Genomic DNA, 12,647 nt, shown 5'->3' on the forward strand with positions numbered 1-12,647 from the left:
AGGATTGGATCTAATAAATGAAAAAAATAATCGTGCTATCACTTCTGGGCGTAGTGGTTGCTGTGGGTGCTGCTGCCAGCATCTATTCAAACGAAGAACCAGAATATATTCAGTCAGCGAAAAGCCGCGTCGGATCGTATTTAACCAGTGATTACGGCCGCGTCGAATGTAATAGCACCCAGGTAAGTGAAGATCGCTGGGAGCTGGGCTGCACCAACAAGGCGAGGGGGAAAACCTTTCAGTTTGCCGTTTACCCATCCGAGCAGGCACCGTACGGAGTCTCTCGCGCGTTCTATCTCGAAGCGATTAATGATGATGCCCGCCAGAGCGCCGAGCAGGGGCTGATGCGTTATCTGCAAATTAATACCAAAGCGGGTTAATCGATTCGTTTATGCTTCGTTGAGGCTCACAGTGGTAGATTGCAGGTGATCCACATCCCGGTATGGAATACCGGAGCGTAGATACCAAAATACAAATCTATCCATGCAAGCATTTACCGCCAGAATATGGCGGTTTTTTTTGCCTTTTTATCGGGTCGGCTGCAAAAACCGCTTTCGATATTGCGTCGGGGAAAGGGCATATTGCTGGCGGAAATGGTGGCGCAGCGTGGCGCTGAGTCCAAAACCGGTTTGTTCTGCAATATTGTCGATGCTGAGTCGGCTATTTTCGAGAAAATCCTTCGCCCGCTGCAATCTCGCCCTCAATAACCAGCGTGCGGGCGTGGTTCCGGTCGCGTCCTGGAAACGGCGCAGAAAGGTACGCTGACTCATGCCAACCCGCAGGGCCAGCGACCCGACGGTATGTGGCACGGCAAGATGCTGATGAAGATAATCAAACAGCTGTCCCAGGCGCTGACTTTCCCGCAGTTGAGCCACCGGCCGGCTTAGCTGCTGGGTTTGCGAGCCGTCTCTGTGGGGCGGGATCACCAGCCGACGCGCCACGCGGTTTGCCGCCTCCATACCGTAATCCCGGCGCACCACGTGCAGGCACAGATCGATCCCCGCCGCGCTGCCGGCGGAGGTAAGAATATCCCCCTCGTCCTGATACAGAACATCCTCAACCACAGTGACGGCGGGAAAACGTGATTTCAGCGCCTGCGTGTAACGCCAGTGGGTGGTCGCCTTCCGCCCGTTGAGCAGGCCCGTGGCTGCCAGCACAAAAACGCCAGAACAGATTGAGAGCAGCTGACAGCCGCCGGCGTGCGCCGCGCATAACGCCTGACAGAGCGCCTCGGGTACGGGTTCGTCCAGCCCTCGCCAGCCGGGTACGACTATCAGATCCGCCGTCTCCAGCAGGTGCAGATCGCCATCGGCCAGAATGCGTATCCCGCCCGTTGCCCGGAGTTCGCCTTCATCCACGCTCGCCACGGCGAACCGATACCAGTCGTCGCCCATCTCCGGGCGCGGCAAGCCAAAGATTTCTACCGCCACGCCAAACTCAAAGGTGCACAAACCGTCATACGCCAGCACGACCGCGCGCGGAGGAGTGTGTCTTAAGTTTGTCATCTTTTTGCTGTTTTCTGGCATAGGCGGAGGCATTCATGGGCTGTATTAAGGGATAGAGTAGTGTTAACACAAACACCATAAATGAGGAAGATTTATGAGCTATGTTACTGAATTTCCGGCTGCCGAGCCGCAGGAAGCCGTGGGGCATTTTCTGCGACGCTTAAGCGTAGAGACGGACTGCGCCGATGTGCAACACGCTATATCCAGCGGTGAGCAGGACTTCGCTCTGCTGCACGTCGTCGGGAAGCCCGAGCATTTTGCCCGGCGTCATCTGCCCGGCGCGCAGCATTTACCCTGGAGCCAGATTACCGCAGAGCGGATGAACGCGTGGCCGGCGGGCACGCTATTTGTCGTCTATTGTGCTGGCCCGCACTGCAACGGCGCGGACAGGGCGGCGCTGAAGCTGGCGCGTCTCGGTCTGCCGGTCAAGATTATGCTCGGGGGCATGACCGGCTGGGAGGATGAGCAGTTCGCGTTTGCAGGATCGTCATCATCCGGTTCTGGAACATGAATTTTTTTCAACACCGATGAAATTTTCTCGTTTGTCGTGAGGCAGGGGGTGTGACATCTTCTTAGGACGTTTAGACATCCAGATGTCTAAAGATTCAAGAGATGAATTATCACTGTGGGCAATTAACGCCGACAGACAAAGGAGATTTCCATGCAGCGACACCACGCCCCGTTCCGCGCCGATGTAGTCGGCAGCTTTTTACGCCCGGATTCCATTAAACAGGCGCGCCTGCAATTTGCCAGCGGTGAGATCGATGCCGGGCAGCTTCGCGCGGTCGAGGACGAGGCCATTCGCCACGTCGTTGAGCAGCAGTGCGCCTGCGGCCTGCACGTGGTGACGGACGGCGAGTTCCGCCGCGCCTGGTGGCACTTCGACTTCTTTGACGGGCTTCAGGGCGTGGAGCGTTATGACGCTCAGCAGGGCATTCAGTTCAACGGGGTGCAGACCAAAGCCCACGGCGTGCGCGTCACGGGCAAACTGGGCTTCGGCGATCATCCTATGCTGGAAGACTTCCGCTACCTTAAAAGTATCAGCGGCAACGCGCAGCCGAAAATGACCATTCCGAGCCCGAGCGTGCTGCACTTCCGCGGTGGCCGCAAGGATATTGATGCTACGGTCTATCCGGACCTGAACGACTACTTTGACGATCTGGCAACCACCTGGCGCGACGCCATTCGGGCATTCTACGACGCGGGCTGCCGCTATCTGCAACTGGACGACACCGTATGGGCCTATCTCTGTTCGGAAGATCAGCGCCGCCAGATCCGGGAGCGGGGGGATGATGCCGACGAACTGGCCCGCATCTATGCCAACGTGCTGAACAAAGCGCTGGAAGGCAAGCCGGACGACCTGACCGTTGGGCTGCACGTCTGCCGCGGCAATTTCCGCTCAACGTGGATTTCAGAGGGCGGCTATGAGCCGGTGGCAGAGGTGCTGTTCGGCACGGTTAACGTCGACGCATTCTTCCTGGAGTACGACAACGATCGTAGCGGCGACTTCGCGCCACTGCGTTTTGTGCGCCCGGGCAAACAGCAGGTGGTTCTGGGGCTCATTACCACCAAGCACGGCGAACTGGAGAACCCTGAAGGGGTGAAAGCGCGTCTGGAAGAAGCTGCGCAATACGTCGCGAAAGAGCAGATTTGCCTCAGCCCGCAGTGCGGATTTGCCTCCACGGAAGAGGGTAACAGCCTGAGCGAAGCCCAGCAGTGGGATAAAGTTCGCCTGGTGACGCAAATCGCCAGCGACGTCTGGTAACGCCCTCCACAGCGCTGCATTATTACAGTGCAGCGCTGTACCATTCTGAGTCGTTTCCCGTCATCCTTCTCTCGCATCCCTTTAAAATCTAGCCTCTGCAACCTGGCACTCTTTTTGCTCTCTTGAAACTGACGTTACTTTTTCTGCGTCCGGGCGGTAACGGACGTCTTCGCACAGCTTTCTTTTTCAGGAGTGAAAATATGCACCGTCGTACCCTTATTAAAGCGTTCGCCCTGTCCGCATCCGTCGTCGCCATGGGCATGAGCTTTGGCGTCCAGGCCGCAGACACCATCAAAGTTGGGATTATGCACTCTCTGTCCGGCACGATGGCCATCTCAGAAACACCCCTGAAAGATGTCGCCCTGATGACCATCGATGAAATCAACGCCAAAGGCGGCGTGCTGGGGAAAAAGCTGGAACCGGTGGTGGTCGACCCGGCATCCAACTGGCCGCTGTTTGCCGAAAAGGCCCGCCAGCTTCTGAGTCAGGATAAGGTCGCGGTGGTGTTTGGCTGCTGGACGTCGGTTTCGCGTAAATCGGTTCTGCCGGTCTTTGAAGAGCTGAACGGTTTGCTGTTCTATCCTGTGCAGTACGAAGGTGAAGAGATGTCGCCTAACGTCTTCTATACCGGCGCGGCACCCAACCAGCAGGCGATCCCTGCGGTGGAGTACCTGATGAGCGAAGACGGCGGCAGCGCGAAGCGCTTCTTCCTGCTGGGTACGGACTACGTTTACCCGCGCACGACTAACAAGATCCTGCGTGCCTTCCTGCACTCAAAAGGCGTGGAAGATAAAGATATTGAAGAGGTCTACACCCCGTTTGGTCACAGCGATTACCAGACCATCGTTGCCAATATCAAGAAATTCTCCGCGGGCGGCAAAACGGCGGTGGTCTCCACCATCAACGGTGATTCCAACGTGCCTTTCTACAAAGAGCTGGCGAACCAGGGGCTGAAAGCTACTGACGTGCCGGTGGTGGCGTTCTCGGTCGGCGAGGAGGAGCTGCGCGGTATTGATACCAAACCGCTGGTGGGTAACCTGGCGGCGTGGAACTACTTTGAATCCGTTGATAACCCGACCAACCAGACCTTCGTCGCGGCCTACAAAGCCTACGCGAAAGCGCACAAGCTGCCGAATGCCGACACCGTTGTCACCAACGATCCGATGGAAGCGACCTACGTTGGCCTCCATATGTGGGCGCAGGCGGTTGAGAAAGCCGGTACGACCGACGTGGATAAAGTGCGCGCGGCAATGGCGGGCCAGTCCTTCAGCGCGCCGTCCGGCTTTACGCTGACCATGGATGCCACCAACCACCACCTGCATAAGCCCGTCATGATTGGCGAAATCGAAGGTAACGGCCAGTTCAACGTCGTCTGGCAGACCGAACAGCCGGTACGCGCTCAGCCGTGGAGCCCGTTTATCGCCGGGAACGACAAAAAGCCTGACCAGCCGATGAAAACCGCCAGCAACTAAGCCAACACCCAGGGAGAGACGTCATGAACGCCATGCGCATCATTATTGCGATTGTGTGGCTTACCGGACTGCTGCCAGGGATGGCGCAGGCATCGGATGCCGATGATTTCGTTGCCGCCACCCGGAGCCAGCAGACCGCTATGCTGACCCGGTGGGCGGCCGCGCCGGAACCTGCACGTTTGCCGCTGCTTAAGGCGCTGCAAACCGAGAATCTTTATACCGACAGCCAGAAGCATGCTTTTACCCGCATCGACGGCGGCATGGTTGCACTGGGGGCATCAAAAACTGCCGAAGGGGCAACCAAAGCCGTGCGCCTCACCAACCGGCTGCGCGTATTGACCCTCACGGCGCTGGCGACCCATCAGCTTGTCAGTGACAGTGTCACGGAAAGACGTCATGCCGCGCGGCAGCTTCAGCGTGATGCCCAGCCGGAGATGCTCGGCTTCCTGCAACAGCGCGCCGGTCGCGAAACGGACGATGTCACCCGGCAGTCGCTAATGCTGGCGCTGGCAAACCTTCAGCTGACGAGCCCACAGGCTGAAATACGGCTGAAGGCGGTTGAGCTGCTGGGACAGTCTGACGATCCGGACGTGCAGGCCACGCTCGCACCGCTCACCCAGGCGCAAACCGAACCGGATGCGCGGGTGCGTGCCGCAGCTACCGAAAGCCTGGACCGTATCCAACACCGTCTGATGTGGGGCGAACTGCTGGGGCAGGCCTTTATGGGCCTGTCGTTGGGATCGGTGCTGCTGCTGGCCGCCCTCGGGCTGGCTATCACCTATGGTCTGCTGGGCGTGATCAACATGGCGCACGGCGAGATGCTGATGCTCGGGGCGTATGCCACCTGGATGGTGCAGCAGATGATGGCGCAGTGGATGCCTCAGTGGCTGGCGCTCTATCCGGTGATAGCGCTGCCGGTGGCTTTTTGCCTGACGGCAGGTATCGGCATGGTGCTGGAGCGCACGGTGATACGCCATCTGTATGGCCGCCCGCTGGAAACGCTGCTCGCCACCTGGGGGATCAGCCTGATGCTCATCCAGCTGGTGCGCATGACCTTTGGCGCACAGAACCTTGAGGTCGCGAACCCGGCCTGGCTGTCCGGCGGCGTGCAGGTTTTCGCCAACCTGACGCTACCGTGGAACCGCATTGTGGTGCTCGGCTTTGTGCTGCTGGTGCTGTTTTTCACCTGGCTGATTCTGAACAAAACGCGTCTGGGCCTGAACGTGCGGGCGGTGACGCAAAACCGCAGCATGGCGGCCTGCTGCGGCGTGCCGACCGGGCGGGTTGATATGCTGGCGTTTGGCCTCGGGTCCGGCATCGCCGGGCTGGGCGGCGTGGCATTGTCCCAGCTGGGGAACGTGGGGCCGGAGCTGGGTCAGGGGTACATCATCGATTCGTTCCTGGTGGTGGTGCTGGGCGGCGTCGGTCAGCTCGCCGGTAGCGTGGCGGCGGCCTTTGGACTTGGCATCTTCAATAAAATTCTTGAACCGCAGATGGGCGCGGTGCTGGGCAAAATCCTGATTCTGGTGGCGATTATTCTCTTTATCCAGAAGCGTCCGCAGGGGTTATTCGCACTGAAAGGGAGGGTGACAGACTGATGAGCCAGCCAATGACCTTAACACTGGCGCGCAGCGCACCGCGTACCACGCAGATTGTCGGCAGCCTGCTGATTGCGGCGCTGCTGGTGCTGCCTTTTCTCGCGCTGTTGCCTTCCACGCATCCGCTGGCTGTCTCCACGTGGATGCTGACGCTCGTCGGCAAAATCCTCTGCTACGCGGTTGTCGCCGTGGCCCTCGATCTGGTGTGGGGCTATGCAGGCATGCTCTCGCTTGGGCACGGCATATTCTTCGCTCTGGGCGGGTATGCGATGGGCATGTACCTGATGCGCCAGGCGGCTGGAGACGGTTTGCCCGCATTTATGTCGTTTCTGTCGTGGAGCGAGCTGCCGTGGTTCTGGTGGGGGACGCAGCATTTCGCCTGGGCGCTGGTTTTAATCGTGACGGTCCCCGGCCTGCTGGCGCTGGTCTTCGGCTGGTTTGCTTTCCGCTCGAAGATCAAAGGGGTCTATTTCTCCATTATGACCCAGGCGCTGACCTATGCGGGGATGTTGCTTTTCTTTCGCAATGAAACCGGCTTTGGCGGCAATAACGGCTTCACCGGCTTCACCACGCTGCTCGGGTTTTCCGTCACGGCGACCACGACGCGGATCGCGCTGTTTATCGCGACCGTAATGCTGCTGCTTCTGGCTCTGGGCACAGGCTACGCGCTGGCGAAGAGTAAGTATGGCCGCATTTTGACGGCGGTGCGCGATGCGGAAAACCGCCTGACGTTTTGCGGCTACGATCCGCGCGGCTTCAAGCTGCTGGTCTGGACGCTCTCTGCCGTGCTGTGCGGCCTGGCGGGGGCGCTGTACGTTCCGCAGGTAGGTATTATCAACCCGGGCGAGATGTCGCCAACCAACTCCATTGAAGCGGCCATCTGGGTCGCGCTGGGGGGCCGCGGCACGCTGGTGGGCCCGGTGATCGGCGCTGCGCTGGTCAACGGTGCGAAGAGCTTTTTCACCGTGGCGATGCCGGAGTACTGGCAGCTGTTTCTGGGGCTGATTTTCATTGCCGTCACGCTGTTTTTACCGCGTGGCGTGTTCGGTCTGTTGCGTAAGGGAGAGAAATAATGCAGCCCTCTGAAGGACTCTTTACCCGCCAGCTGCCGGGCGATCGTTACCGCGAGCAGACCGATCCGGTATTGCAGCTTGAGGCCATTAACGTCAGCTTCGACGGCTTTAAAGCGTTGACCGATCTCTCGCTGAATATCGGCGTCGGGGAGCTGCGCTGCATCATTGGGCCTAACGGTGCGGGCAAAACCACGCTGATGGATGTGATCACCGGCAAAACCCGGCCAAAAAGTGGTAAAGCCATTTACGATCAGTCCATCGACCTGACAACCCTTGAACCGGCGGCCATTGCCCGGCAGGGGATTGGGCGTAAGTTCCAGAAGCCGACGGTGTTTGAAGCGCTGACCGTATGGGAAAACCTTGAAATCGCCATGAAGGCCGACAGGTCCGTCTGGGCGAGCCTGCGGGCCACGCTCAGCGGCGAACAGCGCGACCGCATTGACGAAATGCTGTTATTGCTGCGGCTTGGCAGCGAGCGCGATCGCCGCGCCGGGCTGCTTTCCCACGGGCAGAAGCAGTTTCTGGAAATTGGCATGCTGTTGGTGCAGGACCCGCATCTGCTGCTGCTGGACGAACCCGCCGCCGGCATGACCGACGCCGAGACGGAATACACCGCCGAACTGTTCCGCACCCTGGCAGGTAAACATTCGTTGATGGTGGTTGAGCACGATATGGGCTTCGTTGAGACCATCGCCGACCACGTCACGGTGCTGCATCAGGGGCGCGTGCTGGCAGAAGGCTCGCTTCGCGAGATACAGGCCAATGAACAGGTGATTGACGTCTATCTGGGACGCTAAGGAGAACGCATGTTGCAGGTTAACGAGCTGAATCAGTACTACGGCGGAAGCCATATTCTGCGCGGGGTGAACTTTGAAGCGGCCGTCGGTGAAGTCACCTGCCTTTTGGGGCGCAACGGGGTGGGCAAAACCACCCTGCTGAGGTGCCTGATGGGGCTGATCCCGGTGAAAACCGGGGAAGTGGTCTGGCAGGGGAAAACCATCACCCACAGTAAGCCGCACCAGCGGGTGCAGTCCGGCGTGGCATATGTTCCGCAGGGGCGCGAGATTTTTCCCCGTCTCACCGTTGAGGAAAATCTGCTGATGGGGCTGTCGCGCTTTTCCGCGCGCAGTGCAAAAGGCGTACCGGAGGAGATATGGCAGCTTTTCCCGGTGCTGAAAGAGATGAAGCACCGTCGCGGAGGCGATCTTTCCGGTGGTCAGCAGCAGCAGCTGGCGATTGGGCGGGCACTGGCGAGCCGTCCACGGTTGCTGATCCTGGATGAGCCTACGGAAGGTATTCAGCCGTCGGTAATTAAAGAGATCGGCCAGGTGATCCGCAGCCTGGCAAACCGGGGGGATATGGCGATCCTGCTGGTGGAGCAGTTTTACGATTTTGCAGCGGAGCTGGCCGACAGCTATCTGGTGATGTCGCGCGGCAGTATTGTCCAGCACGGGCGCGGGGAAAATATGGAGCAGGAGGGCGTTCGCGGACTGGTTGCGATCTGAGATGTTATACTATAACATCCTCATTCTTATAACATGGAATGAGGGTTTTGCTTTGGCTGCACATGCTGGAAAAATTGCGCTGACTCTGGGAACGCTGCTGGTAAGCGGCTCGCTTTTTGCCCATTCGCACGGTCATCAGATGACGGAGGCGGAACAGAAGGCGGCGAACGGCGTCTTTGAGGATAAAGACGTCAGGGACAGAAAATTGTCTGACTGGGACGGGACCTGGCAGTCTGTTTATCCGTTCCTGCTTGATGGTTCGCTGGATCCGGTTTTCCAAAAGAAAGCAGAGAAGGGTGACAAATCCGCTGACGAGGTGAAAGCTTACTACCGCAAGGGTTACGCCACGGACGTGGACGCCATTGGTATTGAAAACAACGTGATGGCGTTCCACCGAGGTAAGACGGTGAGCAGCTGCCGCTACGACTACAGCGGCTACAAAATTTTGACCTATGCTTCGGGGAAAAAGGGCGTTCGCTACCTGTTTGAGTGTAAGGATAACGCGAGCCAGGCGCCGAAATTTGTGCAGTTCAGCGACCATACCATCGGGCCGAAAGCCTCTTCACACTTCCATATCTTCATGGGCAACACCTCCCACGAGGCGCTGCTGAAGGAGATGGATAACTGGCCGACCTATTACCCGAATGAGATGTACAAAGAGCAGGTGGTGGAAGAGATGTTGCACCACTAGGCTGTTGGTTTTGCCGGGGGGCGGCTTCGCCTTACCCGGCCTAAGATTAGGGTTTTCCAGGTCGGGTAAGCGCAGCGCCACCCGACACGCTATTTTCACTTTTCACGCGCATCCCGCGCAAAATCATCAGCCACGCCGCGACGATGGCGGCCATCATAATAATAAATAACGACCAGTGCGGCAGATGCGTCAGGATCAGCCCGGTGATCATTGGGTTCGCCGCCGCTCCCAGCCAGCCCAGCGCCTGCGCGGAGAAGTAGCTCGCCTTCATGCCCGGCGGGGCGATATTGTCGATCAGCATGTATTCACCCGGCGCATAGATAATTTCACCCAGGGTGAAAATCGCCGCCGCGATCCCCCAGTAAATCAGGTTCTCCCCCGAGAGCATAAACCCACCCAGCCCGAGGATGAAAAAGAGCGTCGCGGCAGTCATTAGCGGGCGGATGTTGCTGGCGGAGATCTTGCGGCCAAGGGCGTATTGCAGGGTGACCACCACCACCGCGTTGACGGGCAGCACAACGGCCACCACCTTTTCTGCGAAATCGCTGTCCGCAAACGCGGCGAGGACATACTGGGAAATGCAGGTGGCGAACGATCCGCCCACGTAGGACGCCAGCAGGCCGGAGAGCGTGTACCAGAACAGCGCCCGGTCCTTCAGCAGCACCGAGGGCTGCCACGGCGCTTTTTCTTCCACGCTGTCAGACGCTACGCTTTTCTGCACAAAGAAATGGATAAACCCGAGCGGCAGTGCGGCGCAGAAGGCCGCCAGCCAGAACGGCAGTTGCAGGCTGTACATCACCAGCAGGGTGCCCATCGGCGGCCCGATGGTCCAGCCGATATTCAGAAAACTGTAGTTGAGCGAGAACACGCGCGCCTTTTCGCTGGTGGTCAGCACGTCGGCAAACCATGCTTTCAGCACCGTTGAGAATACGGAATAGGCGCAGTTAATCAGGGCAAAGAACAGCACCACCAGCGTAACGTTATTCACCAGCGGAATGGCCACAAACCCGGCAATAAAGGCCACGATGGCGATCAGCATATAGCGTTTTTTGTCGAACTTATCCGCCAGGATGCCAAACCCCAGGCTAAACACCACGCCTATGGTCAACGCCACGGTAAGGGCGTAGCCAATATTCTCCACGCTCATGTTGTACACGCGCGTGAGATAAATGGTCATAAAGGGCAGCGTTGCCCCGCGGCCAATTGTTAATAACAATGACGACGCCAGCAGCGCTGCGGTTGAGCGCCTGAGAGATGGTTTCATTTTCCTGCCCGACAAATGCTTATGCTTTTTTTGTTGTGTTATTACAGGATTATCACGGGATCGGCAGCTTGTATAGCACCCAATTTATCCGCAAGTGCTTCGCCTCAGTACCAGAATTAATGATCTTCTCGCGGGGCTATTTTTTCTGTTACCTTGAAGTGTTTACAAAAATTTAATAATTCAGGGGCGGAAGATGACGCGTAAAGACGGGCTGTTGGCGTTGCTGGTTGTGGTGGTGTGGGGACTCAATTTTGTGGTCATCAAAATGGGGTTGCACAACATGCCTCCGCTGATGCTGGCAGGTCTGCGCTTCCTGCTGGTGGCGTTCCCGGCGCTGCTGTTCGTTGCCCGTCCGAAAATTCCCCTTAAGCTTCTGCTGGGCTACGGCCTGACCATCAGTTTTGGTCAGTTTGCGTTTCTCTTTTGCGCCATTAAATTCGGTATGCCTGCGGGTCTGGCTTCGCTGGTGCTCCAGGTGCAGGCGTTCTTTACCATTATTCTCGGCGCGTTTGTCTTTGGCGAGCGCTTGCAGGGCAAACAGCTGGCGGGCATAAGCCTTGCGGTCTTTGGCGTGCTGGTGCTGATAGAAGGCAGCCTTAACGGTCAGCATGTCGCCCTGCTGGGCTTTATGCTGACCCTGGCGGCGGGGCTGAGCTGGGCGTGCGGCAACATCTTCAACAAGCTAATAATGCAGCACGAGGCGCGTCCGGCAGTGATGTCGCTGGTGGTCTGGAGCGCGTTGATCCCCATTGTGCCGTTTATGGCCGCGTCGTTTATTCTGGACGGTCCGCAGGTTATGCTGAAAAGCCTGGTGGAGATCGACCTGACGACCATTTTGTCGCTGGTCTATCTGGCGTTAGTCGCCTCAATCATTGGCTACGGCATCTGGGGATCGCTGCTCGGGCGCTATGAAACCTGGCGCGTGGCGCCGTTATCGCTGCTGGTGCCGGTGGTCGGGCTTGCCAGCTCCGCACTTTTACTGGACGAAACGCTCAGCGCGCTGCAACTGTCTGGTGCGGGGTTGATTATGGCCGGGCTGTATATCAACGTCTTTGGCTTACGGGTGCGTCGGGCGACGCGAGTGCGGAGTTAAGGCAGAAAAAAGCCCCGCCATAGCGGGGCAAAAACGAATTACAGGTCGTGGTTGTAATACGGCACGCCTAATTCGTCGGATTTGTCGCTGCCAGCGCCCATGTGATTGAAGTCATAGGGAGACTGGCTTTGCGTGGACGGCATAATCATGGTGTCACGATTATTTTGCTGCCCCGCACTGGGGGTTTGCTCCGCGAAACTCTGGCCGGAAACCAGCACCAGCAAGGTGAGGGCGGCGGAGACGATAAATTTCATGATTTCCTCGGTTACGTCTTAACAGGCGATGATTAACTGCAATGTTTTAGCGGATAAAGATAACGGGACTCACCCGGCATACTGGTAATACGGTACTTATGAGGCGGCACGTCAAAGTAGTTCTTGAACGTACGCGTCAGGGTTTGCTGCGATTCAAAACCATAACGCTCTGCCAGATAAAGGATCGGCTCATTGCTTTCTTTCAGCTTCTGGGCAATCTCCGTCAGCTTGCGGCTGCGAATATATTGACCTAATGAATGACCGGTCTCTTTTTTGAACATCCGTTGCAGGTGCCATTTTGAGTAACCTGAACGCTCAGACACTTTTTCAAGAGAGAGCGGAGATTCCAGGTTATCTTCGATCCAGTCCAAAATGCTATGAATGGTGATAGCGTCAGTATTGCGTCTGGACATCGTCATACCTCTTT

At 57.7% G+C, this 12,647-nt stretch carries 14 protein-coding genes; 10 read left to right on the forward strand and 4 right to left on the reverse strand.

Going from position 1 to position 12,647, the window contains the following annotated elements; translation table 11 throughout:
- Nucleotides 1-17 precede the first annotated feature (17 nt).
- A complete protein-coding gene (locus INF58_RS06990) occupies nucleotides 18-380 on the forward strand; it encodes a hypothetical protein (protein ID WP_015570547.1) in 363 nt (120 codons plus the stop codon).
- A gap of 147 nt (nucleotides 381-527) precedes the next feature.
- Here INF58_RS06990 and ftrA read toward each other — a convergent pair whose 3' ends face one another.
- Nucleotides 528-1,526 (reverse strand): transcriptional regulator FtrA, encoded by a 999-nt coding sequence (gene ftrA, locus INF58_RS06995; RefSeq protein ID WP_193527354.1) that lies wholly within the window; start codon nucleotides 1,524-1,526, stop codon nucleotides 528-530.
- A 73-nt stretch (nucleotides 1,527-1,599) separates the two neighbouring features.
- Between ftrA and INF58_RS07000 the strand changes: the two genes are divergently transcribed.
- The 8 genes from INF58_RS07000 to zinT all read left to right on the forward strand — a co-directional run bounded on the left by INF58_RS07000 (nucleotide 1,600) and on the right by zinT (nucleotide 9,609).
- On the forward strand, nucleotides 1,600-2,016 hold the full coding sequence (locus tag INF58_RS07000) for a rhodanese-like domain-containing protein (RefSeq protein WP_063866732.1): 417 nt from the start codon (nucleotides 1,600-1,602) through the stop codon (nucleotides 2,014-2,016).
- 150 nt (nucleotides 2,017-2,166) lie between these two features.
- Nucleotides 2,167-3,270: a cobalamin-independent methionine synthase II family protein gene (locus INF58_RS07005; protein WP_193033744.1), complete on the forward strand. Its 1,104-nt coding sequence runs from the start codon at nucleotides 2,167-2,169 to the stop codon at nucleotides 3,268-3,270.
- A gap of 200 nt (nucleotides 3,271-3,470) precedes the next feature.
- Complete coding sequence (gene urtA, locus INF58_RS07010) at nucleotides 3,471-4,742, forward strand: urea ABC transporter substrate-binding protein (protein ID WP_063451344.1); 1,272 nt, start codon at nucleotides 3,471-3,473, stop codon at nucleotides 4,740-4,742.
- A gap of 23 nt (nucleotides 4,743-4,765) precedes the next feature.
- Nucleotides 4,766-6,340 carry an urea ABC transporter permease subunit UrtB gene (gene urtB, locus INF58_RS07015; RefSeq protein WP_063866729.1) on the forward strand — a complete coding sequence of 525 codons (1,575 nt, stop codon included), beginning with the start codon at nucleotides 4,766-4,768 and terminating at the stop codon, nucleotides 6,338-6,340.
- Entirely contained in the window at nucleotides 6,340-7,413 is a 1,074-nt protein-coding gene (gene urtC, locus INF58_RS07020; protein WP_193527355.1) for an urea ABC transporter permease subunit UrtC, read from the forward strand. The genes urtB and urtC overlap by 1 nt, the downstream gene beginning before the upstream one ends.
- On the forward strand, nucleotides 7,413-8,210 hold the full coding sequence (gene urtD / locus INF58_RS07025) for an urea ABC transporter ATP-binding protein UrtD (protein WP_193527356.1): 798 nt from the start codon (nucleotides 7,413-7,415) through the stop codon (nucleotides 8,208-8,210). Before urtC ends, urtD begins: the two co-directional genes overlap by 1 nt.
- 9 nt (nucleotides 8,211-8,219) lie before the next feature.
- A complete protein-coding gene (urtE, locus tag INF58_RS07030; RefSeq protein ID WP_063451340.1) occupies nucleotides 8,220-8,918 on the forward strand; it encodes an urea ABC transporter ATP-binding subunit UrtE in 699 nt (232 codons plus the stop codon).
- A 52-nt stretch (nucleotides 8,919-8,970) separates the two neighbouring features.
- The gene (gene zinT, locus INF58_RS07035) at nucleotides 8,971-9,609 is read left to right on the forward strand and encodes a metal-binding protein ZinT (RefSeq protein ID WP_063867073.1); all 639 of its coding nucleotides are present in this window, start codon (nucleotides 8,971-8,973) and stop codon (nucleotides 9,607-9,609) included.
- A gap of 46 nt (nucleotides 9,610-9,655) precedes the next feature.
- Here zinT and ydeE read toward each other — a convergent pair whose 3' ends face one another.
- Nucleotides 9,656-10,873, reverse strand: coding sequence for an efflux MFS transporter YdeE (ydeE, locus tag INF58_RS07040; protein WP_255510365.1), 1,218 nt, complete (start codon nucleotides 10,871-10,873; stop codon nucleotides 9,656-9,658).
- Nucleotides 10,874-11,066: 193 nt separating this feature from the next.
- Between ydeE and eamA the strand changes: the two genes are divergently transcribed.
- Nucleotides 11,067-11,966: an O-acetylserine/cysteine exporter gene (gene eamA / locus INF58_RS07045; RefSeq protein WP_063451338.1), complete on the forward strand. Its 900-nt coding sequence runs from the start codon at nucleotides 11,067-11,069 to the stop codon at nucleotides 11,964-11,966.
- Nucleotides 11,967-12,004: 38 nt separating this feature from the next.
- Here the strand turns inward: eamA and marB are convergent, their stop codons facing one another.
- The gene (gene marB / locus INF58_RS07050; protein ID WP_063866723.1) at nucleotides 12,005-12,220 is read right to left on the reverse strand and encodes a multiple antibiotic resistance protein MarB; all 216 of its coding nucleotides are present in this window, start codon (nucleotides 12,218-12,220) and stop codon (nucleotides 12,005-12,007) included.
- Nucleotides 12,221-12,252: 32 nt separating this feature from the next.
- A complete protein-coding gene (marA, locus tag INF58_RS07055) occupies nucleotides 12,253-12,633 on the reverse strand; it encodes an MDR efflux pump AcrAB transcriptional activator MarA (protein WP_001303241.1) in 381 nt (126 codons plus the stop codon).
- Between the last annotated feature and the right edge of the window lie 14 nt (nucleotides 12,634-12,647).

The sequence above is a fragment of the Enterobacter cloacae complex sp. P24RS genome, assembly GCF_014982165.1.
GTDB lineage: Bacteria > Pseudomonadota > Gammaproteobacteria > Enterobacterales > Enterobacteriaceae > Enterobacter > Enterobacter quasihormaechei.

What these genes read in the sequence shown, in the direction of transcription:
- ydeE (WP_255510365.1), bottom strand. Translation starts at nt 10,873, where the DNA reads ATGAAACCATCTCTCAGGCGCTCAACCGCAGCGCTGCTGGCGTCGTCA.
- urtA (WP_063451344.1), top strand. Translation starts at nt 3,471, where the DNA reads ATGCACCGTCGTACCCTTATTAAAGCGTTCGCCCTGTCCGCATCCGTC.
- eamA (WP_063451338.1), top strand. Translation starts at nt 11,067, where the DNA reads ATGACGCGTAAAGACGGGCTGTTGGCGTTGCTGGTTGTGGTGGTGTGG.
- urtB (WP_063866729.1), top strand. Translation starts at nt 4,766, where the DNA reads ATGAACGCCATGCGCATCATTATTGCGATTGTGTGGCTTACCGGACTG.
- urtD (WP_193527356.1), top strand. Translation starts at nt 7,413, where the DNA reads ATGCAGCCCTCTGAAGGACTCTTTACCCGCCAGCTGCCGGGCGATCGT.
- urtC (WP_193527355.1), top strand. Translation starts at nt 6,340, where the DNA reads ATGAGCCAGCCAATGACCTTAACACTGGCGCGCAGCGCACCGCGTACC.
- marB (WP_063866723.1), bottom strand. Translation starts at nt 12,220, where the DNA reads ATGAAATTTATCGTCTCCGCCGCCCTCACCTTGCTGGTGCTGGTTTCC.
- INF58_RS06990 (WP_015570547.1), top strand. Translation starts at nt 18, where the DNA reads ATGAAAAAAATAATCGTGCTATCACTTCTGGGCGTAGTGGTTGCTGTG.
- marA (WP_001303241.1), bottom strand. Translation starts at nt 12,633, where the DNA reads ATGTCCAGACGCAATACTGACGCTATCACCATTCATAGCATTTTGGAC.
- INF58_RS07000 (WP_063866732.1), top strand. Translation starts at nt 1,600, where the DNA reads ATGAGCTATGTTACTGAATTTCCGGCTGCCGAGCCGCAGGAAGCCGTG.
- ftrA (WP_193527354.1), bottom strand. Translation starts at nt 1,526, where the DNA reads ATGCCAGAAAACAGCAAAAAGATGACAAACTTAAGACACACTCCTCCG.
- urtE (WP_063451340.1), top strand. Translation starts at nt 8,220, where the DNA reads ATGTTGCAGGTTAACGAGCTGAATCAGTACTACGGCGGAAGCCATATT.
- INF58_RS07005 (WP_193033744.1), top strand. Translation starts at nt 2,167, where the DNA reads ATGCAGCGACACCACGCCCCGTTCCGCGCCGATGTAGTCGGCAGCTTT.